Below are 22,216 nucleotides of genomic sequence, written 5' to 3'. Positions count from 1 at the left end.
CGGTGCGGACGGTCACCCCAGGGCGGCCCTCCGCGCCTCGTCGAGCGACGTCACGCCGTCGGAGGCGAGGAAGTGCCCGGCGCCGGGGACCACCAGCGCGGACACGCCCAGGAGGCCGGCGAGGCGGTCGGTGTGGCCGGTCGGCACGATCGGGTCGGCGTCCGACCGCAGGACGGTGAGCCGGTCGACGTGGCCGCCGATCCCCGTCGGGTCCGGCACCCCGTCGACATGGACGTCCAGCTCCGGGAGGTCCGGCAGCCGGTCGACGAACCCCGCCACCAGCACCAGCGCGCCCAGGCGCCACGGCCCGGTCAGTGAGCCGAGATGCCGCAGGACAGTGACGCAGCCGAGGCTGTGCGCCACCACGATCGAGCCCGCGTCCGGCGTGCCCAGGGCGGCTCCGGCGGCCGCCGCCCACCGGTCGGGGTCCGGGGCCCCGGAGTCCGGGAGGGCGGGGACCGCCGTGCGGATGCCATCGGCTTCGAACTGCCCGGCCAGCCGGCCGAACCAGTGGTCCTCGGGGGTCGCCCCGTAGCCGTGGATGATCGAGGCGCGCCGTTCGGTTGAGGTGTGTGTCATGACGCCGGACGGTACGGCTTCACGTCGGCGTGAAGGTCAAGTCACCGAGGAGGAGCCGTGCTCATAGGCGGACTCGCCGAGCGGACCGGGGTGAGCCCGCGCGCGCTGCGCCACTACGAGGACCGCGGGCTGCTGGTCCCGGCTCGCGACAGCAACGGCTACCGGATCTACTCCGACACCGACGTCGACCGGGTGGCGCGGATCAGGACGATGATCGACGCGGGCCTGGGAACGGAGGCGATCGGCCGCTACCTGGACTGCCTCCGCCCGGACGGCGAGGGGGCCCCGCTGGAGATGTGCCCGGCGCTCCGGGCCGAGTTGGAGGCCCTGGCCGGGCGCATCGACGCCCAGCGGGACGGCCTCCGCCGGACCCGCGAGCGCCTGTCCGCGCTCCTGTCCGCCGGCGGGCGGCAGCTTGGCGAACGACCCGACGGCCCCGGGCCGGCCGGGCCGGACCTCCGGGGACGGAGCCGCCCCGCGGGGGCGGCCGACCGGTCAGGGCCAGTCGCCGTCGGCCAGGAAGGAGTCGATGGTCGCCGCGTACGGGGCGATGTCCAGGCCCTGTTCGGCGAGCCAGGCGTCGGAGTAGTACTTGTCGAGGTAGCGGTCGCCGGGGTCGCAGATCAGGGTGACGATACTGCCGGTGGCGCCCTGTCGAACCATCTCGGCGACCAGGGTGAACGCGCTCCAGAGCCCGGTGCCGGTGGAGCCGCCCGCCTTGCGGCCGATGGCCCGCTCCAGGGCGCGTACGGCGGCGACGCTCGCGGCGTCCGGCACCTTCATCATCCGGTCGATCGCCCCGGGCACGAAGCTCGGCTCCATCCGGGGGCGGCCGATGCCCTCGATCCGGGAGCCGCAGTCGCTGGTGGCCAGGGGGTCGTGGTGGGTCCAGCCGTCGAAGAAGCAGGAGTTCTCCGGGTCGGGGACGCAGATCCGGGTGTCGAACTGCATGTAGTGCACGTAGCGGGCGATGGTCGCGGAGGTGCCGCCGGTTCCGGCCGTGGCGACGATCCAGGTCGGCTCCGGATAGCGCTCCAGCCTCATCTGCTGGTAGATCGATTCGGCGATGTTGTTGTTGCCGCGCCAGTCGGTGGCCCGCTCGGCGTAGGTGAACTGGTCCATGTAGTGCCCGCCGGTCTCCGCGGCGAGTCTGGCGGACTCCTCGTACATCTTCCGGGAGTCGTCGACGAAGTGACATCGGCCGCCGTGGAATTCGATCAGCCGGCACTTCTCGGGGCTGGTGGTGCGGGGCATCACGGCGACGAACGGGACGCCGATCAGCTTGGCGAAGTACGCCTCCGAGACGGCGGTGGAACCGCTGGACGCCTCGATCACCGGCTTGCCCGGCCGGATCCAGCCGTTGCAGAGCCCGTACAGGAAGAGTGAGCGGGCCAGCCGGTGCTTGAGGCTGCCGGTGGGGTGCGTCGACTCGTCCTTGAGGTAGAGGTCGATGCCCCACGCCTCGGGCAGCGGGAAGCGCAGCAGATGGGTGTCGGCGGACCGGTTGGCGTCGGCCTGGACCTTGCGTACCGCCTCCTTGAGCCAGGCCCGGTACTCGGCGTCGGAGCGGTCGACGTCGACCGTCTCCATGACCCGTCCGGCGTGCTCGTGCGTCTTGGTGCCCATCAGCCCGTTCCTCCTCGTGCCGCTGTCGCCGTCTCCCGCAACCTACCCTCCCCACCTGCAAAAACGTTCACTTTGGCAGGTCATAGCACTGCCTTGGACCCCCGGGCCGTGACGGCCGGGACACCCGGCCCGCACGCGGCCTGGCGTCCTGGCCCGGCATTGTGCAGACTGCCCATCAGAGGTGTCATGAAGGGGGCGAAGCAGTCATGAAGGAAACGGAGTTCAGCGCGACGGGAGTCCGCATCGAGCGGTGGGCCCGTTCGCTCACGCGGGCCGGACAGGTGGTCGTCAAGGACGGCAGACTCGCACTGCTGACCAGCAACGGCCGGGAGATCGACAGCGCCCCGGTGGGCACCGTCAGCGCAGGTCGGCCCTGGTTCGCCGGGTCCGACGCCACGGTGGCCCGCCTCAACGGGACGCGGTACCGGCTCACGATGGGACAGCGCAACCACGGGCCGGACCGGACCGGACCGGCCCGCCGGTTCCTGGAGACGCTGCGCAGCGCGGGCGGCCGGACGACCTGACGCGGGACCCGCGGCGCCGGAAGGCCGCGAGTTGCGGAGCGGTGACCCCTGAGTGACATTGAACACGTCACTCACGGTTCACCGGCGGTGACGGTAGGACGCTCCGCCGGCACCACATCAGCAGCCGCCAACTGCTGGATCCGTTTCTTCGTCTTCTTCCGGACCTCTTTCGGGGAGTCGCAGTCGTGATCACCGACCCAAGCAGGCACTGCACGGTGGAGCTCCAGGCCCTGCCGTCGCGGATCGGCCAGGTCCGCAGAATCGTCTCGGCGCAGTTGCGCTCCTGGCATCTCGAACCCTTGATCGACCAAGCCGCACTCGGCGTCACCGAGCTGCTGACCAACGTCCACCGGCACGCCCAGCCGGACAAGTCGTGCACCGTCGAGATCGAGCTGCTGCTCGAACGGCTCATGGTGTCCGTCCACGACCACGATCCGAGGCTGCCGACCGTGCGCCCGCCCAGCATGTCCAGCACCTCGGGACGTGGGCTCGCGCTGATCGCCGCCGTCAGCGAGAGCTGGGGGGTCCGGCCGAGCGGCGGAGCCGGGAAGGTGGTCTGGTTCACCCTTCCGGCCCCGCCCTTCCTCGCCGTCCCGCCATCCGGCCCGGTGTACGGAGCAACCACCGACGGCCCCTTCGCGCTGGGTCCCGTCATGGACCTGGGGAGCCGTGCGCCGTCCACCGAGCGGTCCGTGGCGGTCGGCTGACCCGTCCGGCGACGATCAGGCCGTGCTTCCGCCGCCGCTGCCCCCGGCCGAACCGTTCGCCCGGGACGGAGAGCCGGCGCCCGTACTCGCCCTCGTCGATCTCCCCGGCCGCGAAGCGCCGGCGAGCAGGGCGGTCGGCGCCGGTTCGGCCGGGGCGGCGCGTCGGTTCGGGTGGCGCGGCCGGGGTTCCCGGCACTCCCTGGCCTCGCCCGGACCGGGGGCGGTGTCGTCGTACCGCCGATGGCCGTACGGGTCCTCCTCGGGACCACCCCGGCGGGGCCGGGTCAGGCCAGCACGGTCAGCGGGTCGTCCAGCACCGGCTGCCAGGCCAGTTCGGCCGCGCCGACCAGGCTGTTGTGGTCGAGCGTGCACGGCAGGATGGGCACGCTGCCGCTGCGGCCCCACAGGCTCCGGTCGGCGACCACCGCACGCAGCCGTTCCGGGTCGGCGTCGAGCAGCGCGCGGTACAGGCCGCCGAGGACGATGCGGTCCGGGTTGAGGATGTTGACCAGTCCGGCGAGCCCGAGGCCGAGCCGGTCGATCAGTTCCTCGGCCGCCCCCCGTACCGCCGCGTCCTCGTACTCCGTGCGGAGCAGGTCGCCCGCCTGCTTGAGCAGCGACTCCTCCGGGCCGGGGTCGCGACGGGCGGCGAGCAGGAAGGCCAGCGGATCCGTCTCCACGTCCAGGCAGCCGCGTCCGCCGCAGTGGCAGGGGCGGCCGTCGGGGTGGACCGTGAGGTGGCCGACCTCCAGCGCGAGCCCCGAACTCCCGGTGTGCAGGCGGCCGTCGAGGACCAGGGCGCCGCCCACGCCCCGGTGGCCGGTGGCCACGCAGAGCAGGTGCCGGGCGCCACGCCCCGCGCCGTGCCGGTGCTCGGCGAGGGCGGCGAGGTTGACGTCGTTGCCGGTGAACGCGGGGCCGGGGATGCCCGACGCCCGTACCCGGTCGGCGAAGATCTCGCGGACCGGGGCACCGGCCGGCCAGGCGATGTGCAGCGGGTTGAGCGCGGTGCCCTCCGGCTCCGCGACCGCCGAGGGGACCGCGAGGCCCGCGCCGACGCAGCGCAGTCCGCTGTCGCGCAGCAACCGGGCGCATTCGTCGACCACTTCGCCGATGACCTGGGCCGGGTCGGCGGTGACGGCGACACGGCCCGGGGCGGTGGCCACGAGCCGGCCGCCGAGCCCGACGAGGGCGGACCGGAACCCGTCGGCGTGCACCTGGGCGGCGATGACCACGGGCCCGTCCTCCCGTACCGCCAGCCGGTGCGAGGGGCGCCCCTGCGATCCGGCGGCGGAGCCCGGCCGGGAGTCGACCCGGATCAGGCCGAGCGCCTCCAGTTCGGCGGCGACCGCACCGGCCGTCGCCCGGGTGACGCCGAGCTCGGAGGTGAGCACGGCGCGGGTGGGCGCGCGTCCCGTGTGGACCAGCTCCAGCGCGGGTCCGAGCGCGCTGCGGCCCCTCTCCAACTTCGTCCGGGTGGTGGACACCTTGCCGTTCATGGGGGCGAGTCTCCCATGATTCCCGGGCCGCACCGGACCCCCCGGTGGCGCCGGGAGGCTGCCCGCAGCCGTCTTGCGTCGACCGCCGGGGCGCCCCTATCCTCAATTTGTGCCGCAACTAAACAAACTGCGGACGGCTCTTCCGGGGGACCCCGGCGGTGACCCCGCCGCGCCTCCCCCGCCCCGTCTCCGTACTGCCCTGACCCTCTTCTTCGCCCTCGACGGCTTCCTCTTCGCCGGCTGGGTGGTCCGCATCCCCGCGATCAAGCAGCAGACCGGCGCCTCCGCCGCCACGCTGGGGCTCGCCCTGCTCGGGGTGTCCGCCGGGGCCGTGGTGACCATGATGTTCACCGGGCGGCTCTGCCGCCGCTTCGGCAGCCATCCGGTGACCGTGGCCTGCGGTGTCCTGCTCCCACTCGCCATCGCGCTGCCCGCACAGACGCGTTCGGCCCTCTCGCTCGGGCTGGTGCTGCTGCTCTTCGGCGCCGCGTACGGCGGGATGAACGTGGCGATGAACAGTGCGGCGGTCGATCTGGTGGCCGCCCTGCGGCGCCCCGTGATGCCGGGCTTCCACGCCGCGTTCAGCCTCGGCGGGATGGTCGGCGCCGGGCTCGGCGGGCTGGTCGCGGGCGGCCTCTCCCCCGCCACCCACCTCCTCGCCCTCACCGTGATCGGGCTGCTGGTCACCGCGGTGGCCGGGCCGGTGCTGCTGAGCCGTCCGGCGCCACCGCCCGTGGCCGGGGCGACCGGGTCCGGTGCGCCCGGGATGAGCGGGCGGACCAGGCGCCTGGTGCTGCTGTTCGGTGTGATCGCGCTCTGCACGGCGTACGGCGAGGGCGCGCTGGCCGACTGGGGCGCCCTCCACCTGGAGCAGGACCTGCACGCCCACCCCGGCGTGGCCGCCGCGGGCTACTCCCTGTTCGCGCTGGCGATGACGGCGGGGCGACTGAGCGGCACGGCGTTGCTGGAGCGGCTCGGCCAGACCCGCACCCTGGTCATGGGCGGCTCGACCGCCGCGGCGGGAATGCTGCTCGGCGCGCTCGCGCCCAGCACGTGGGCGGTGCTGCTCGGCTTCGCGGTCACCGGTATCGGTCTGGCCAACATCTTCCCGGTCGCGGTCGGCCGGGCCGGTGCGCTGGCCGGGCCCGGCGGGGTGGCCGCCGCATCGACGCTCGGCTACGGCGGGATGCTGCTCGGGCCGCCCGCCATCGGCTTCCTGGCCGAGTGGTCCTCGCTCCCGGTGGCCCTCACCACGGTGGCGGTGCTGGCCGTCGCGGCGGCGGCGCTGGGATACGGGGCCCGCGGCGCGACGCACGGCTGAACCCGCGCACCGTACACGACCCGTCACCGCCCGCCGTCACTCGAGCCGGCCGCCGGGCAATTCCCGTTCGGTGAGCCGGTCCGGCCCGACCGCCCGCGCGGGCGCCCCGGAGCGCGCGGTGAACTCGGCGAAAGCCGGGGCGGCCCTCCGGCCGGACCGTTCAGGCGCCGGGCAGGCCGACCGTGCGGGCGAGTGCGGTGACGGCCTCCCGGAAGAAGACCTCCCGGTCGTCCACCACCCGGTGGAACTGGCCAAAGATCTCGAAGGAGACCAGTCCGAACAGCTGCGACCACGCGGCGATCAGCGGGACCACGGCCTGAGGGGGCAGGTCGGGGGCGAGGTCCGCGACCTGCCGTTCCGCTTCGGCGCGGAGATCACCGGCGAGCGGCGGCGGGGCCAGCTCGCCCGCGCGGTGGGCGTCCGCGACCACGGCGATCAGGACGAGGCCGACCCGGGCGGCGGGGCCGATCGTGGCCTGGGGCGCGGTGTAGCCGGGCACGGGCGAGCCGTAGATCAGGGCGTACTCGTGGGGGTGGGCCAGGGCCCAGCCGCGCACCGCCCGGGCGACCGCGAGCCAGCGTGCGAGATGCGGGGCGTCCTCGGCGAGGGCGGCGCGGTGGGCGGCTTCGGCGACCCCTCCCACGGAGTCGTACGCGTCGACGATCAGGGCGGTGAGCAGCTCGTCCCGGCTGGGGAAGTAACGGTAGAGGGCGGACGAGGCCATGCCCAGCTCGCGCGCGACGGCGCGCAGCGAGAGCTTCGCGGCGCCCTCGGCGGCGAGCTGTCTCTTCGCCTCGTCCTTGATCGCCGCGGTGATCTCCGCGCGGGCGCGTTCCCTGACTCCTCGGACAGTGCTCATGCCCCCAGTCTGCCATGGAGGAAGAGCACCGACCAAGAACGAGAGCAGTGCTCTTGCTTTACGGCACCCCACTCGTGCACACTGATCTCAAGCGAGAGCACCGCTCTCACAAAGTCGAGGAGTCCCCATGTCCCAGCCGTACTACCTCCGTGGCAGCGCGATGAACGTCCGGATGAACGGCCTGATCGGCTGGCTCGCCCGCCGGGGTCTCAGCCTCTTCGGCTCCGCCGAGCTGTCGGTACCCGGCCGCAGGAGCGGGCAGATGCAGCGCATCCCGGTGAACCCGCACACGTACGAGGGCGCGCGGTACCTGGTCTCCGCGCGGGGCCACTCCCAGTGGGTGCGCAACATGCGCGCGGCCGGCGGCGGCGAACTGCGGGTGGGCCGGAAGGTCCACGCGTTCACGGCCGTGGAGATCGCGGACGACGAGCACAAGGCGCTCGTCGTCCGCGCCTACCTGGAACGCTGGGGCTGGGAGGTCAAGGACTACTTCAAGGGCGTCACGGCGCAGTCCTCGGACGCCGAACTGCTGGCGGCCTGCCCGGACCACCCCGTCTTCCGGATCGCCGTGGAGCGGTGACCGTACGCCCGAACGGGCCGGGGCCGACGAACGGGGCCGGGGCTAACGGTCCATCGCGGACAGGGCGCGCTGCGCCAGCGGGTGCGTACGGACCAGCTCGCCGAGCGAGGTCGTGCCCCGGGTGATCCCGGCGAACGCGTTCCAGGCGGGACGGAAACCCGTCAGCACGGCGTGCAGCACTCCCGGACGGCGTTCGAACAGCTTCAGCATCCGCCGCCCGACACCCATCTCGACACCGAGGCCGGCCTTGATGGCGAACGCGTAGTTCAGCGCCTGGCGACGGGCGTCCACCGCGTCGTGCGACTCCGCGATCCGGACCGCCCATTCACCGGCCAGCCGCCCCGACCGCAGGGCGAAGGAGATTCCCTCGCGGGTCCACGGCTCCAGCAGCCCCGCCGCGTCGCCGCAGACCAGGACCCGGCCGCGGGAGAGCGGCGAGTCGTCGCTGCGGCAGCGGGTCAGATGGCCGGAGGAGATCTTCGGCTCGAAGCCCGCGAGACCGAGCCGGGCGATGAAGTCCTCCAGGTACCGCTTGGTGGCCGCGCCCTCGCCGCGCGCCGAGATCACACCGACGGTCAGCACGTCGCCCTTGGGGAACACCCAGCCGTAACTGCCGGGCAGCGGGCCCCAGTCGATGAGCACCCGGCCGGCCCAGTCCTCCGCGACCGTGGGCGGCACCGGGATCTCCGCCTCCAGGCCGAGGTCCACCTGGTCGAGCTTGACGCCGACATGGGCTCCTATCCGCCCCGCGCTCCCGTCGGCGCCGACGACCGCGCGGGCCAGCACCGTCTCACCGCCGGACAGCACCACGGCGACCGTGCGCCGGTCGGGCACCGCGGCACCGTGCTGCTCCACCCGCGTCACCGTCGCGCCGGTGCGCAGCTCGGCGCCCGCCTTCTGCGCCTCCTCGACCAGGCCCGCGTCGAACTCGGGGCGGTTGATGAGCCCGAAGAGCATCCGCTTGGAGCGGCGGGTCCGCGCCAGACGGCCGTTGAGCGAGAAGGTGACCGCGTGGATCCGGTCCCGCAGCGGGAGTTCGAACCCGGGCGGCAGCGAATCGCGCGAAAACCCGATGATGCCGCCGCCGCATGTCTTGTACCGGGGAAGCTCCGCCTTCTCCAGAAGCAGGACCCGCCGACCGGCGACTGCCGCCGCGTATGCCGCCGAGGCCCCGGCCGGTCCGCCGCCGACTACGACGACGTCCCACACGGACGACTCTTCGTGCTCCTGTACGGCGTCTGCGTTCTCGCTGCTCACGATGTGCTTCTGCTCCCGATCCCACCAGTGGCCCATGCTGCTCACGGCATCCTACGGCGCGTCTCCCCCGGCCCCCGCTGTGGGAGGATCGACCGTACGTTCGTCCTGCGTGCGATGCCGCACACTCGGTGCGCATGCGGCCGGATTCGTCCAGATAACGTCGCACCCACGAGGAGCGTGCCCATGACCGCCCGTCCGATCGCCGAGACCATCTCCTCGCTGATGCCCCGCGCCAAGTCGGAGCTGGCCGAGCTGGTGGCCTTCCAGTCGGTGGCGGACCCCGCGCAGTTCCCGAAGAGCGAGTGCGAGGCGGCGGCCGACTGGGTCGCCGACGCGCTGCGCGCCGAGGACTTCCAGGACGTCGCCCTGCTGGACACCCCCGACGGCACCCGCTCGGTCTACGGCTTCCTGCCCGGCCCGGCCGGCGCCCCCACCGTGCTGCTGTACGCGCACTACGACGTGCAGCCGCCGCTCGACGAGTCCGCCTGGCTCTCCCCGCCGTTCACGCTGACCGAGCGCGACGGCCGCTGGTACGGGCGCGGCGCGGCCGACTGCAAGGGCGGCTTCATCATGCACCTGCTCGCGCTGCGCGCCCTCCGGGCCAACGGCGGCGTGCCGGTCTCCGTCAAGGTGATCGCCGAGGGCTCCGAGGAGCAGGGCACCGGCGGTCTGGAGCGGTACGCCGAGGCGCACCCCGAACTGCTCTCCGCCGACACCATCGTCATCGGCGACACCGGCAACTTCCGGGTCGGGCTGCCGACGGTCACCGCGACGCTGCGCGGCATGACGATGCTGCGGGTCACCCTCGACACCCTGGAGGGCAACCTGCACTCCGGGCAGTTCGGCGGCGCCGCCCCGGACGCCCTGGCCGCGATGATCCAGCTGCTGGCGTCGCTGCGCGCCGAGGACGGCACGACGACCGTCGACGGGCTCGCCCAGGACACCGAGTGGGACGGACTCCAGTACCCGGAGGCCGACTTCCGCAAGGACGCGAAGGTGCTCGACGGGGTCGGGCTGATCGGCACCGGCACGGTCGCCGACCGCATCTGGGCCCGGCCCGCCGTCACCGTCGTCGGCATCGACTGCCCGCCGGTGCTCGGGGCCACGCCCTCGGTGCAGGCGAGCGCGCGGGCCCAGATCAGCCTGCGGGTCCCGCCGGGCCAGGACGCCGTCGAGGCGACGGAACTGCTGACCGCCCACCTCAGGGCGCACACCCCGTGGGGGGCCAGGATCTCGGTGGAGCAGGTCGGCCAGGGCCAGCCCTTCCGGGCGGACACGTCCAGCCCCGCGTACACCTCCATGGCGCGGGCGATGGAGTTCGCGTACCCCGGCGAGAAGATGCAGACGTCCGGGATGGGCGGCTCGATCCCGCTCTGCAACACCCTAGCCGCCCTCTACCCCGAGGCGGAGATCCTGCTCATCGGGCTGAGCGAGCCCGAGGCGCAGATCCACGCGGTGAACGAGAGCGTGTCGCCCCAGGAGCTGGAGCGGCTCTCCCTCGCAGAGGCCCTGTTCCTGCGGAACTACGCGGAGTCCAAGCAGGGCTGACCGCCCCCGTCCGGCCCGTTCCGGGTCCCTCTACGCGTTCGGCGAAGCTCGCCGAGAGCGTAGAACGGGGTCCCGGGGCGGGCCGGAGACGTACGTTCGCGGCATGGACCTCGTCGAAGTGCTTCCCCGGCTGCACATGTTCCGTTTCTCCATCGGTCAGGCCTATCTGTGGCGTGACGGCTCCGATCTGACGCTGATCGACGCGGGCGACGCCGACGCCGCGCCCGCGATCGAGTCCGGGATACGCGAACTGGGCCTGGACCCGGGCCATGTCTCCCGGATCGTCGTCACCCACGGGCACGAGGACCACTACGGCGCCGCGCGGGAACTCGCCGACCGGCACGGTGCCGAGATCCTCGCGCACGGCGCGGACGCGGCGGTGATCCGGGGCGAGGAGACGATGGCGGCCCCCGTGCTCCTGGACTGGGAACGCCCGTTGTGGGAGCGGACGCGGACCGTCCCCGCCGCCCCGCCGACCCGGGTCGACCGCGAACTGGCCGACGGGGACGTGCTCGGGTTCGGCGGCGGGGCCCGGGTGGTGCACGCCCCGGGCCACACCCCCGGCTCGATCGGGATCCATCTGCCGGAGCACGGTGTGCTGTTCACCGGGGACTGCGTGGCCGGTGTCGGCCGGGTGATGCTGGGTGTCTTCAACATCGACCCGGACCTGGCCCTGGCCTCCTTCCGGCGGCTGGCCGCGCTGGAGCCGGACACGGTCTGCTTCGGCCACGGCGATCCGGTGGCCGGGGGCGCGGCGGCGGTGCTGCGCGCCTCAGCCGACGGGGACCCCGGCCTCCAGATTGAGCACGGTTGAGCGTTCCCGGGCCCGCAGTGCCCAGCGCAGCCGTGCGTACCGGGTGGGTGGCAGCAGGTCGGCCGCCTCCTCCTCGGTGACGAACCGCCAGCCGCGCAGTTCGGAGCCGGGGAGGAGCAGCCGCCGGGCGTCCGCCCCGGTGAGCCGCCCGCCGTCGAAGAGCAGTCGCAGCCCGCCGAATCCGGGCGGGTCGGGCGCCTCCCAGTCGATGACCAGGAGCGTGGGCACCCGGTCCAGATGGATGCCGATCTCCTCGAACACCTCGCGGATACCGGCCTGGGCCGGCGCCTCCCCGGACTCCACCACCCCGCCGGGGAACTCCCAGCCGGGCTTGTACGTCGGGTCGACGAGCAGCACGCGGTCGTGCTCGTCGAAGAGCAGCACCCCGGCGGCCACGGTCTCCGCGGTCGGCTCGGGGGTCTGGACGATCTCGCACGGGGCGGCGGTGCCGTCGCCGACCGCCTCGGCGATCCGCTCGGCCGTCGCGTACGGGGTCAGCGCCCCGGAATCGATGAGGTGCGCGTCCCGGGTGAGCCAGCCGAGGGCCGCCCGGTAGGGCTCGATGTGCTGGTAGGCCCACTGCCGTACCCGTTCGCTGTGCTCCGGGTCGTCGGGGTCCTCCACCCGTTCGGCGATCCGCGCACGCAGGATCGTTTCCTCGGGTGCGAGCAGGACATGGTGCACGGGGATGCGCCGGGAGGCCAGCCCGCCGAAGATCTCGTCGCGGTACTCCTGTCTCAGCAGGGTCATCGGCACCACCAGAACCCCGGGCACCTCGGCGAGCAGCGCCGCGGCGGTGTCCACGACCAGGCGGCGCCAGATCGGCAGCTCCTGGAAGTCGGTCACCTCGGCGAGTCTCTTCTGGGGCAGCAGCTGCCGCAGCCCCGCGCCGACGAGCTCGGGGTCGTACAAGGTGCTGTTCGGGATCAGATCGATCAGTTCACGCGCGACGCTCGACTTGCCCGCGCCGAACGCGCCGTTCACCCAGACGATCACGGTTCCCCCTCTTCCGTAGCCCCCTGAGGCTTGCCCGCAACACCCCGCCGCGAAAACCCGGCCGGGGCGGCGGTTGTCTCCCGGACGGGACCGACGGCGGCGGCCGGGCCCCTCAGCCCTTCGTCGAGCCGAGGGTGAGACCCGCGATGAAGTGGCGCTGGAGCAGCAGGAAGACCACCAGGGTGGGCAGGGCGACGATCACCGATCCGGCGGCGAGCAGGTTGTAGTCGGTGAAGAACTGCCCCCTGAGGTTGTTCAGCGCCGAGGTGATGGGGAGCTTGTCCCCGTCGGAGATGAAGACCAGCGCCCACAGGAAGTCGTTGTACATCCAGGTGAACTGGAGCGTGCCGAGCGCGGCCAGGGCCGGGCGGCACAGTGGGAGGGTGATCCGCCAGTACCGGGTCCACACGCCCGCTCCGTCGACGACGGCCGCCTCCAGGATCTCCTGCGGCAGGGTGCGCATGAAGTTGGCCAGGACGAAGACGCAGAAGCCGAGCTGGAAGCCGATCTGCACGGCGACGACGGCCCAGTAGGAGTCGTACATCGTCATCGAGTCGGACATCCAGTACGGCAGCGGTACGCGGTTGAACAGCACGTACAGCGGGGTCACGATCACCTGTTGGGGCAGCAGGTTCCCGGCGGTGAAGAACATGAGCAGGACGAGGCTGCCGCGCATGTGCAGCCGGGCCAGCGCGAAGGCCGCGAACGATGCGAGGAAGAGTGTGACGAGCACCCCGGGGACGGCGATGAGCAGGGTGTTGACGAAGTACTTCGTCATTCCGGAATCGGTGAAGGCCTGCCGGTAGTAGTCCAGGGAGAGGTGGCGCGGCAGCGAGAAGTAGCCGTGCTCCGAGGTCTCGTCGTACGGCCGCAGCGAGGCGTACACCGCGAGCAGGAGCGGGGCGAGGAAGGCGAGGGAGACCGCGGTCAGGAAGAGGTGGACGCCGACGCGGCCGGGGCGGAAGCGGCGGCGGGCGGCCCGCACCGGTGGGCCGGGTCGGGCGGGGGCGGCTGGGGCGCTCAACGGTTCTTCTCCCCTCGGTACTCCTGGACGAGGTACGTCACGACGAAGCCCAGGGAGACCAGCAGCAGGACCACTGCGATGGCGGAGCCGAAGCCGATCCGGCCGGCCTCGCCGATGATGTTGTCGGTGACCAGCACCGAGAGCAGTTCGAGTCCGTTGCGGCCGTGGTTGACGGCGTACACGATGTCGAAGGCGCGCAGGGACTCGATGACGGTGATGACGCCGACGATGACGTTGACCGGGCGCAGGGTGGGCAGGACGACACGGAAGAAGGTCTGGGCCTCGCCCGCGCCGTCGATCGCGGCGGCCTCCTTGAGGGAGGGGTCGACGGCCTTCAGCCCGGCGAGGTAGAGGATCATCACGTAGCCGGTGTGCCGCCAGGCGGCGGCGAGGAGCACCACCCAGATGTTGAGGTCCGGGTCGCCGAGCCAGTCGGTGGGCGAGGCCGTGTCCCCGAGGACGGCGTTGAGGGCGCCCTGGTCGCGGGAGAAGACCAGTTGGGCGATGAAGCCGACCACGGCCAGCGAGAGCACGACGGGCATGTACAGCGTCGACTGGTAGAAGCGGCTGAAGCGCACGCCCCGGTCGATGAGTACGGCCAGCAGCAGGCCGAACGGGGTGGCGACCAGGCCGAGGAAGGCGAGCCAGAGCAGATTGTGCCGGGCCGCGGGCCAGAACGGCGGGTAGTTGGTGAAGAGGTTCTCGTAGTTCCGGGTACCGGCCCACTCGATGTCCCCGACCCCGTCCCAGTCGGTGAAGGAGAGGGCCACGGAGGCGAGGGTCGGCCCCCAGACGATAACGATGTCGAGCAGGACGGGCATGCCGAGCAGCACACCGAGTACGGCGAGGTCGCGGCCGGTGAACCGCCGCATAGACCGCCGTCCGGCGCGCCGGGCCGGGTTCAACGACACGGTCGGGGCTCCAGGTTCGGTCGGATGGTGTCGGGGCGGGCCGGGGTCATCCGGCGGCGAAGAGGGACTTCTTCTGCCGTTCGATGCTGTTGACCAGTCCGTCCACGTCGTTCGGGTCGCTGATGAACTGCTGGATCGCCGGGATCATGACCGTGGAGGCGAAGTCCGGCCGGGTGTCCCGGTCCAGGAACTGGGAGATCTGCTTCGCCCCGGAGACGAGTTCCACCGCCTTCTTCTGGATCAGCGAGTACGCGGAGATGTCCGCCCGGTCGTTGACCGCGATGTTGTTCGGGTCGCTCTTCAGGTAGATGTCCTCGGCCTTTCCGGTGGCCAGCCACCTGAGCAGGTCCTTGGCGCTCTCCAGGGTCTTGCGGTTCTTGAGGTTCTTCGACTTCGCGGCCAGCAGGAACCCGTCGATCGGCGCTTCGACGGCGTCCTGCCCGTGTTCCGGTGCGATGACGGGGAAGGGGAAGAAGTCGAGGTCGTCCTGTTCGTCCTTGGGGAACTGGGCGCCGGGGTGCGGCAGTCCGAAGACGCCCATGCCGGCCTCCTTCTTCTGGAGGCCTGCGGCCGCCTCCTGCCAGGTACGGCCGTTGGCGCCGGGCTGGCAGTACGGGAGGAGCCGCCGCCAGGTGTCGAAGACCTCCCTGACCCGTCGGTCGGTCCAGGCCACCTCGCCGGCCATCAGGCTCTTGTGGAACGCGTAGCCGTTGGTCCGCATGTCGATGTAGTCGAAGGTGCCCATGGCGGGCCAGCCGTCCTTGTCGCAGAAGGCGATCGGGTCCAGCTTGTCCTTCCGCATCTGCCGGGCGAGCGCCACGTACGCGTCGAGCGTCTTCGGCGCCTGGTAGCCGCGGTCGGCGAAGAGGCTCTTGCGGTGGAAAACGGCCCACGGATAGTAGTAGTACGGCGTGAGGTACTGCTTTCCGTCGGCCCCGGTGGACTGGGCCTTCAGCGCGTCGGAGAAGCCCTCGTATTCCTGCCAGAGATCGCTGATGTCGTGCAGCAGACCCTTCTCGGCGAAGAACTGCATCCGGTTTCCGGCGAACCACATGAAGACGTCGTCCGGCTTGCCCTGCAGATATCGGTTGATGTTCTCCTGGAAGGTGTTGTGGTCGACGGTGTTGACCTTCACCTTCCGGCCGTCCGACTGCGCCTCGTACGCGGCGAAGGCGTCGGCGAATGCCTTCTTCGGCACCGGATCGGAGGAATTCGACCCGAGGGTGATCGTCTTTCCGTCGCCGCCGGGCCCGCTGCCGCAGGCGGTCAGCAGTGCGGGCAGCGCCACGGCTCCGGCACCGACGGCCGCACCCCGCAGCAGACTCCGCCGGGACATCCGGTGTCCCGCCACACTTCCCGGCACGGTGTACCTGCCGTCATCAGACTGCGTCATGCCCGACTCCCTCGGAGATGCAACCCAACACAACCGAACGTGCGCTTGGATCTCACCCCCAACTATTCATGCCGTCAAGGGTTTTGACGAGATGCCAGTTAACTGGCACCACTCCTCTTCCAACAGACTCCAACACGCCCTAACGTAATCGCACTCATTGGCGTGCACATGTCGCCATCCGATCATGCGAGTGTGGAGGAACGTGACGATGCGTCATCTTCCAACCCGTACAACCCGAACCGCTCGGGCGGCCCGCCGGGCCGCAGGAGCGCTGGCGGCCGGGCTGCTGTGCGCGGCGGGAACGGCCGTACCCGCCGGCGCCGCGGACTCCCCCGCGCCGCACCGCGCCGCCCCGCAGTCCGAAAACGGCCTTGCGCTCACCCCGCCCATGGGATTCAACAACTGGAACTCCACGCATTGCCGGGCGGAGTTCAACGAGTCGATGGTCAAGGGGATCGCCGACATCTTCGTCGAGAAGGGCCTCAAGGACGCGGGATATCAGTACATCAATCTCGACGACTGCTGGGCCGCACCGCAGCGCAATGCGGAGGGAAAGCTGGAGGCCGACCCGAAGCGCTTTCCGAACGGCATCGAAGCCGTCGCGGACTACGTCCATTCCAAGGGACTCAAGATAGGCATCTACACCAGCGCCGGTACCAGGACCTGCGACAGCGTCGGCCTCCCGGGCGCGCTGGGCCACGAGTACAGCGACGCGCGGCAGTTCGCCGACTGGGGCATCGACTACCTCAAGTACGACAACTGCAACAACCAGGGCGTCGACGCCAGGCAGCGCTACAGGACGATGCGGGACGCGCTGGAGGCGACCGGCCGCCCGATCGTCTACAGCATCTGCGAATGGGGCCAGAACAAGCCCTGGGAATGGGCCGGTGAGGTCGGCAACCTCTGGCGCACCACCGGCGACATCAACGACAGCTGGGGCAGCATGCTGTCGATCATGAAGCAGAACCTGCCACTGGCCGCGGCGGCCGGACCCGGCCGCTGGAACGACCCGGACATGCTGGAGGTCGGCAACGGCGGCATGACGGACACCGAGTACCGCACGCACTTCTCCATGTGGTCCGTGATGGCGGCACCGCTGCTCATCGGCTCCGACCTGCGCGGGGCGAGCGCGGAGACCTACGAGATCCTCTCCAACCGCGAGGTCGTCGCGGTCGACCAGGACCCGCTCGGCAAGCAGGGCACCGTGCTGTCCTCCACCGACGGACGCTGGGTGGTCGCCAAGGAGATGGCGGACGGCAGCCGCGCGGTCGCCCTCTTCAACGAGACCGACAGCGCCCAGCACATCGCGACGACCGCAGCCGGGGCGGGGCTGCCGAAGGCCGACGGCTACACGGTGCGCGACCTGTGGGAGCACCGGACGTACAACACGGCGGGCGCCCTGGCGGCGACCGTCCCGGCCCACGGCACCGTGCTGCTGCGGGTGGCCGCCGACGACGGCTGGGCCGCGTACCCACCCGCGGTCGGGCTCGGGATCGACTCCGCGCCCCTGCTGGAGGCCGGCCGCACCACCACCCTGACCACCACCGTCACCGATCTGGGCCGCACCCCGGCCAAGGCGGTGACGGCCCGGCTGGACGGTCCCTCGGGCTGGCGGGTGGAGGCGGTGTCGCCGACCGGCGCGCCCGCCCTGCCCACCGGCCGCTCCCTCACCACCCGCTGGCGGGTGACGGCCCCGGCGTCCACCCCCGCCGGCGCGTACGGTCTGACCCTCGACGTCCGCTACCGCGCGCCGAACGGGACCCGCGCGCGGTCCGCCGTCCCGCTCGGCGCCCATGTGGTGGTCGCGCCCCCGGCGGGCACCAGCTTTCTGAGCGATCTGCCACGGCTCTCCGCGAGCAACGGCTGGGGCCCCGTCGAGCGGGACACCAGCAACGGGGAGAGCGCGGCGGGCGACGGCAACCCGATGACGATCGGCGGAACGGTCTTCGCCAAGGGGCTCGGTGTGCACGCCCACAGTTCCGTCGAGTTCTACACGGGCGGCGCCTGCTCCACGGTGACGGCGCGGGTCGGCGTGGACGACGAGAAGGGCGCCAAGGGATCGGTCGCCTTCGAGATCCGGGCCGACGACAGGGCGGCCGCGTCCACCGGCGTGCTGACCAACGCGATGCCCGCGCAGCCGATCGCCGCGGACGTGAGCGGCGCGCGGGTGGTGCGCCTGGTCGTCACCGACGGCGGGGACGGCACCGACTCCGACCACGCGGACTGGGCGGACCTGCGGATCACCTGCTGACGGATCGCCGGGCGGGCTGCCGCGTACCGCGCGCCCCGGAGCCCGCCCGGCGCATCCCCGTACCCCGGAACCGGACATCCGCGGGCCCGCCCGGACGAGTCCCGTGCACCGCACCACGGCGGACCGGTCAGCCGCGGGCGGCGGGCCCGCCGTCCGGACCCGCCCCCAGGGCCGCCGCCGCCGCGCCCACCAGGCCCGCGTCGGCCCCCATCAGCGCCGGGGCCACCTCGATCCGGCGGACGAAGGAGAGCGTGGCGTACCGGGCCAGCGCCCGGCGCAACGGTACGAAGAGGACGTCGCCCGCACCGGCCACTCCCCCGCCGACCACCGCGATGTCGATCTCGACGAGGGCTGCGGTGGCGGCGATCCCGGCGGCCAGCGCCTGGGCGGCACGCTCGAAGGAGGCCAGCGCCGCCCCGTTGCCCGCCCGCGCGGCGGCGGCCACGGCGGCCGCCGAGGTGTCGCCGTCCGGTCCGGGCCGCCAGCCGTCCGCCAGCGCCCGGCGGGCGATGTTGGGGCCGCTGGCGATGGTCTCGACGCAACCGCGCGAACCGCAGGGGCAGGGGTCGCCGTCCAGTTCCACGCTCACATGGCCGATGTGTCCGGCGTTGCCCGTGGGGCCGGGGTGCGGCCTGCCGTCGAGTACGAGCCCGCCGCCGACGCCGGTCGACACGACCATGCACAGCGCGTTGCCGTACCCCCGGGCGGCGCCCAGCCAGTGCTCGGCGGCCGTCATCGCGACCCCGTCGCCGACCAGCCGGACCGGCATCCCGCCGACCAGCCCGGCCACCCGCTCCACCAGCGGGAAGCCGCGCCAGCCGGGGATGTTGACCGGGCTGACCGTACCGGCCGAGGCGTCGACCGGGCCGGCGCTGCCGATGCCGACCGCCGTCACCCGCGCCCACCGGGGCGATCCGGTCAGCTCGGCCAGCACCTCCGCGACCGCGCCCATCACCGTCCCGGCGTCCTCCCGGGCCGGCGTCGGACGCCGCGCCCGGACCACCAGCGTGCCGTCGCCGCCCACCAGCGCTCCGGCGATCTTGGTGCCGCCGATGTCCAGCGCGGCGACGAGATCGGATGGCATGGGTACGGCTCCGTGGGTAGGGGGCGGGGACCTGCGGCTTCCGGAAACGGTCCGGCTCAGTCTCCCTGCCGCTGACAACGTTGTCCAGGGCCTATGCTCGACCGCACACGACCCGGCCCGCTCCGTGGCACCGCCCGTGCGGGAGCCGGCCGATCCGCACCAGAGAACAGGACAAGCGCACCGTGGCCGAGACCGCCCGTCACTCCGAGTCCCGCTACGGCAACCGGCCGACCATGAAGGACGTGGCCGCCCGCGCCGGAGTGGGCCTCAAGACGGTCTCCCGTGTGGTCAACAGCGAGCCGGGCGTCACGTCCGACACCGAGCGCCGGGTCCAGGAGGCCATCGAGGCGCTCGGGTTCCGCCGCAACGACAGCGCGCGGGTGCTCCGCAAGGGCCGCACCGCCTCGATCGGCCTGGTCCTGGAGGACCTCGCCGACCCGTTCTACGGACCGCTGAGCCGCGCGGTGGAGGAGGTCGCGCGGGCCCACGGCGCCCTGCTCATCAACGGGTCGAGCGCCGAGGACCCGGAGCGCGAGCAGGAGCTGGTGCTCGCGCTGTGCGCCCGCCGGGTGGACGGGCTCATCGTGATCCCGGCCGGTGACGACCACCGCTATCTGGAACCGGAGATCAGGGCGGGCGTCGCCACCGTCTTCGTGGACCGCCCGGCGGGCCTCATCGACGCCGACACCGTCCTGTGCGACAGCTTCGGCGGTGCCCGCGAGGGCGTCGCGCACCTGATCGCGCACGGCCACCGCCGGATCGGCTTCATCGGCGACCAGCCGCACATCCACACCGCCGCCGAGCGGCTGCGCGGCTACCGTGCCGCGCTGGCGGAGGCGGGTACGGAGGCCGGGGACGCCTGGGTGTCGCTCGGCCCGACCGACCCGGCGCGGGTGCGGGACGCCGCCGAGCGGATGCTCTCCGGCCCCGAGCCGGTCACCGCGATCTTCGCGGGCAACAACCGGGTGACGGTGACGGTGGTGCGGGTCCTCGCCGAGCTGGAGCGCCGTGTCGCCCTGGTCGGTTTCGACGACATCGAGCTGGCCGACCTGCTCGGCATCACCGTCGTGTCCCAGGACGCCGCGGCCGCCGGGCGCACCGCGGCCGAGCACCTCTTCCGCCGGCTCGACGGAGCGGGGCACGCCCCGGCCCGGGTGGAGCTGCCGACCCGGCTCGTGCCGCGTGGCTCGGGCGAGCTTCCGCCCGCCTGAGCCACGCGGCCGGTGCGGCCCTCGCAAAGGACCCGCTACGGCGCGGTGACGGTGAGGCCGGCCCGGCGGGGCGAAGCGAAGCCGTCCAGGTCCTCGCGCGTCAGACCGGTCAGCCGGGCGACCTCGGCGATGTCGAGGGCGCCGCAGTCGATGCCGCGCAGGAGGTAGCCGCTGAGCGCCTTGGCGGTGGCGGGCTCGTCCATCACGTCGCCGCCGGCCTTGGCCACGTACGCGGCGAGCCGCGCGGCGGCCTGCTCCAGGCCCTCGCGGTAGAAGGTGTACACGGCCGCGTAGCGGGTCGGCAGGTGGGCCGGGTGCATGTCCCAGCCCTGGTAGTAGGCGCGGGCCAGGGCGCGGCGGGTGAGGCCGTAGTGGAGCCGCCACGCCTCGTGGACCCGCTCGGTGGGGCCGACCGGCAGGACGTTGGTGGAGCCGTCGGAGACCCGTACGCCGGTGCCCGCCGCGGCGACCTGCATGACGGCCTTGGCGTGGTCGGCGGCCGGGTGGTCGCTGGCCTGGTAGGCGGCGCTGACGCCGACGCAGGCGCTGTAGTCGAAGGTGCCGTAGTGCAGACCGGTGGCCCGCCCCCGGGCCGCGTCGATCATGCGGGCGACGGCGGCGGTGCCGTCGGCGGCGAGGATGGACTGGCTGGTCTCGATCTGGATCTCGAAGCCGAGCCGCCCGTCGGGCAGCCCGTGCGCCCGCTCGAAGGCTTCGAGGAGCCGGACGAAGGCGGTGACCTGCTCGGGGTAGGTCACCTTGGGCAGCGTGAGGACGAGCCCCTCGGGCAGACCGCCGGCCTCCATCAGGCCGGTGAGGAAGACGTCCGTGGTACGGATGCCCCGGTCGCGGACGGCGGCCTCCATGCACTTCATCCGGATGCCCATGTACGGGGCCGCCGTGCCGTTCGCGTACGCCTCCGCGACCAGTCGGGCGGCGCGGGCCGCCGTCGCGTCCTCCTCGGCGTCGGGGCGGGGGCCGTATCCGTCCTCGAAGTCGATGCGCAGGTCCTCGACCGGCTCGCGCTCCAGCTTGGCCCGGACCCGGTCGTGGACGGGCCCGGCCAGCTCCTCCGGGATGCCGAGGACGGCGGCGAAGGAGGCGGCGTCGGGGGCGTGCTCGTCGAGGGCGGCCAGGGCCTGGTCGCCCCAGGACCGGAGGGTGCCGGCGGCGAAGGCGTCGCCGGGGACGTAGACGGTGTGGACCGGCTGGCGGGTGCCCGGGTCGCCCGGGTAGCGGCGCGCGAGCTCGGCGTCGACCGAGGTGAGGGAAGCACTGATCTCCTCGCTGACCGCACCGGCGAGGCTCGTTGCCACCTTCTCCTGCTGACCCATTTCCACACCCTTCACAGTCACGCTGTTTCCGCTTCCCGGAATCAACAATCCGTATAGTGAAGTTATAAGGCGCCCGGACCTGCGTCAATGGTGACGGGAAACGGGTGCGGGGCCGTGCGGTGTGTACCGCGCGGCCCCGCACCCGTTCGCCGTCCCGGGGGGTGTCAGCCCTTGCGGGCGTTGATCTCCTCGGTGAGCTGGGGCACGACCTGGAAGAGGTCGCCGACGACGCCGTAGTCGACGAGGTCGAAGATCGGGGCCTCGGCGTCCTTGTTGACCGCGACGATCGTCTTCGAGGTCTGCATGCCCGCCCGGTGCTGGATCGCGCCCGAGATGCCCGAGGCGATGTACAGCTGCGGCGAGACGGACTTGCCCGTCTGCCCGACCTGGCTCGCGTGCGGGTACCAGCCCGCGTCGACCGCCGCACGCGACGCACCCACCGCCGCACCCAGCGAATCGGCCAGCGCCTCGATCACCGCGAAGTTCTCCGCACCATTGACCCCACGACCGCCCGAGACCACGATCGCCGCCTCCGTCAGCTCCGGACGCCCCGTCGACTCACGCGCCGTCCGCGACACCACCCGCGTCCCCCGCGACACCTCACCGAACTCCACCTCCAGCGCCTCGACCGCACCCGCGGCCGCCGACGGCTCCACCGGCGCCGAGTTCGGCTTCACCGTCACCACCGGCACCCCCCG

General features: G+C 72.5%; 20 protein-coding genes and 1 pseudogene. 9 read left to right on the top strand and 12 right to left on the bottom strand.

The window, feature by feature from the left end; translation table 11 throughout:
• Positions 1-12: 12 nt before the first annotated feature.
• A complete protein-coding gene (locus ACF08W_RS15780) occupies positions 13-579 on the bottom strand; it encodes an RBBP9/YdeN family alpha/beta hydrolase (protein ID WP_392279553.1) in 567 nt (188 codons plus the stop codon).
• Positions 580-636: 57 nt separating this feature from the next.
• Here ACF08W_RS15780 and ACF08W_RS15775 point away from each other — a divergent pair.
• Positions 637-825 (top strand): annotated as a pseudogene (locus ACF08W_RS15775) (MerR family transcriptional regulator); the annotation flags it as partial.
• A gap of 249 nt (positions 826-1,074) precedes the next feature.
• Here the strand turns inward: ACF08W_RS15775 and ACF08W_RS15770 are convergent.
• Positions 1,075-2,205, bottom strand: a complete 1,131-nt coding sequence (locus ACF08W_RS15770; protein ID WP_392279552.1) for a PLP-dependent cysteine synthase family protein — start codon at positions 2,203-2,205, stop codon at positions 1,075-1,077.
• A gap of 206 nt (positions 2,206-2,411) precedes the next feature.
• Between ACF08W_RS15770 and ACF08W_RS15765 the strand changes: the two genes are divergently transcribed.
• On the top strand, positions 2,412-2,729 hold the full coding sequence (locus ACF08W_RS15765) for a hypothetical protein (RefSeq protein WP_352277827.1): 318 nt from the start codon (positions 2,412-2,414) through the stop codon (positions 2,727-2,729).
• 185 nt (positions 2,730-2,914) lie between these two features.
• A complete protein-coding gene (locus ACF08W_RS15760) occupies positions 2,915-3,436 on the top strand; it encodes an ATP-binding protein (protein WP_392279551.1) in 522 nt (173 codons plus the stop codon).
• Between the two features lie 284 nt (positions 3,437-3,720).
• Here the strand turns inward: ACF08W_RS15760 and ACF08W_RS15755 are convergent, their stop codons facing one another.
• Positions 3,721-4,935: an ROK family protein gene (locus ACF08W_RS15755; RefSeq protein ID WP_352277824.1), complete on the bottom strand. Its 1,215-nt coding sequence runs from the start codon at positions 4,933-4,935 to the stop codon at positions 3,721-3,723.
• A gap of 109 nt (positions 4,936-5,044) precedes the next feature.
• Here ACF08W_RS15755 and ACF08W_RS15750 point away from each other — a divergent pair, with 109 nt between their 5' ends.
• A complete protein-coding gene (locus ACF08W_RS15750) occupies positions 5,045-6,256 on the top strand; it encodes an MFS transporter (RefSeq protein ID WP_392279550.1) in 1,212 nt (403 codons plus the stop codon).
• Positions 6,257-6,416: 160 nt separating this feature from the next.
• On the opposite strand, the gene ACF08W_RS15745 is transcribed toward ACF08W_RS15750, so the two are convergent.
• A complete protein-coding gene (locus tag ACF08W_RS15745) occupies positions 6,417-7,115 on the bottom strand; it encodes a TetR/AcrR family transcriptional regulator (RefSeq protein WP_392279549.1) in 699 nt (232 codons plus the stop codon).
• A 127-nt stretch (positions 7,116-7,242) separates the two neighbouring features.
• On the opposite strand from ACF08W_RS15745, the gene ACF08W_RS15740 reads away from it, so the two are divergent.
• Entirely contained in the window at positions 7,243-7,695 is a 453-nt protein-coding gene (locus tag ACF08W_RS15740) for a nitroreductase/quinone reductase family protein (protein WP_392279548.1), read from the top strand.
• Positions 7,696-7,737: 42 nt separating this feature from the next.
• Here the strand turns inward: ACF08W_RS15740 and ACF08W_RS15735 are convergent, their stop codons facing one another.
• Positions 7,738-8,952, bottom strand: coding sequence for a geranylgeranyl reductase family protein (locus ACF08W_RS15735; protein ID WP_385212645.1), 1,215 nt, complete (start codon positions 8,950-8,952; stop codon positions 7,738-7,740).
• A 183-nt stretch (positions 8,953-9,135) separates the two neighbouring features.
• Here ACF08W_RS15735 and ACF08W_RS15730 point away from each other — a divergent pair, with 183 nt between their 5' ends.
• Entirely contained in the window at positions 9,136-10,500 is a 1,365-nt protein-coding gene (locus ACF08W_RS15730) for a dipeptidase (RefSeq protein ID WP_392279547.1), read from the top strand.
• 103 nt (positions 10,501-10,603) lie between these two features.
• Complete coding sequence (locus ACF08W_RS15725) at positions 10,604-11,314, top strand: MBL fold metallo-hydrolase (protein WP_385212649.1); 711 nt, start codon at positions 10,604-10,606, stop codon at positions 11,312-11,314.
• Here the strand turns inward: ACF08W_RS15725 and ACF08W_RS15720 are convergent.
• The 4 genes from ACF08W_RS15720 to ACF08W_RS15705 all read right to left on the bottom strand — a co-directional run bounded on the left by ACF08W_RS15720 (position 11,273) and on the right by ACF08W_RS15705 (position 15,581).
• A complete protein-coding gene (locus tag ACF08W_RS15720; protein WP_385212651.1) occupies positions 11,273-12,310 on the bottom strand; it encodes an NUDIX domain-containing protein in 1,038 nt (345 codons plus the stop codon). The genes ACF08W_RS15725 and ACF08W_RS15720 overlap by 42 nt on opposite strands.
• Before the next feature lie 112 nt (positions 12,311-12,422).
• Positions 12,423-13,334 carry a carbohydrate ABC transporter permease gene (locus ACF08W_RS15715; protein ID WP_392279546.1) on the bottom strand — a complete coding sequence of 304 codons (912 nt, stop codon included), beginning with the start codon at positions 13,332-13,334 and terminating at the stop codon, positions 12,423-12,425.
• Positions 13,331-14,206, bottom strand: coding sequence for a carbohydrate ABC transporter permease (locus ACF08W_RS15710; protein WP_385212679.1), 876 nt, complete (start codon positions 14,204-14,206; stop codon positions 13,331-13,333). Before ACF08W_RS15710 ends, ACF08W_RS15715 begins: the two co-directional genes overlap by 4 nt.
• A gap of 85 nt (positions 14,207-14,291) precedes the next feature.
• Positions 14,292-15,581 carry an ABC transporter substrate-binding protein gene (locus tag ACF08W_RS15705; protein WP_392279710.1) on the bottom strand — a complete coding sequence of 430 codons (1,290 nt, stop codon included), beginning with the start codon at positions 15,579-15,581 and terminating at the stop codon, positions 14,292-14,294.
• Positions 15,582-15,846: 265 nt separating this feature from the next.
• Here ACF08W_RS15705 and ACF08W_RS15700 point away from each other — a divergent pair, with 265 nt between their 5' ends.
• Entirely contained in the window at positions 15,847-17,889 is a 2,043-nt protein-coding gene (locus ACF08W_RS15700) for an NPCBM/NEW2 domain-containing protein (RefSeq protein WP_392279545.1), read from the top strand.
• 127 nt (positions 17,890-18,016) lie between these two features.
• Here ACF08W_RS15700 and ACF08W_RS15695 read toward each other — a convergent pair whose 3' ends face one another.
• Positions 18,017-18,973, bottom strand: coding sequence for an ROK family protein (locus tag ACF08W_RS15695; RefSeq protein WP_392279544.1), 957 nt, complete (start codon positions 18,971-18,973; stop codon positions 18,017-18,019).
• 182 nt (positions 18,974-19,155) lie between these two features.
• Here ACF08W_RS15695 and ACF08W_RS15690 point away from each other — a divergent pair, with 182 nt between their 5' ends.
• A complete protein-coding gene (locus ACF08W_RS15690; protein WP_385212659.1) occupies positions 19,156-20,184 on the top strand; it encodes a LacI family DNA-binding transcriptional regulator in 1,029 nt (342 codons plus the stop codon).
• A 35-nt stretch (positions 20,185-20,219) separates the two neighbouring features.
• On the opposite strand, the gene ACF08W_RS15685 is transcribed toward ACF08W_RS15690, so the two are convergent.
• A complete protein-coding gene (locus ACF08W_RS15685) occupies positions 20,220-21,518 on the bottom strand; it encodes a DUF6986 family protein (protein ID WP_392279543.1) in 1,299 nt (432 codons plus the stop codon).
• A gap of 164 nt (positions 21,519-21,682) precedes the next feature.
• A partial coding sequence (locus ACF08W_RS15680) for an electron transfer flavoprotein subunit alpha/FixB family protein (RefSeq protein WP_392279542.1) occupies positions 21,683-22,216 on the bottom strand: 534 nt, incomplete at its 5' end.

The organism is Streptomyces sp. NPDC015144, from assembly GCF_043079735.1.
In the GTDB taxonomy this organism is placed as follows: domain Bacteria; phylum Actinomycetota; class Actinomycetes; order Streptomycetales; family Streptomycetaceae; genus Streptomyces.
The sequence above is the reverse complement of the archived record's forward strand: the minus strand, read 5'-3'. Positions and strand labels throughout refer to the sequence as shown.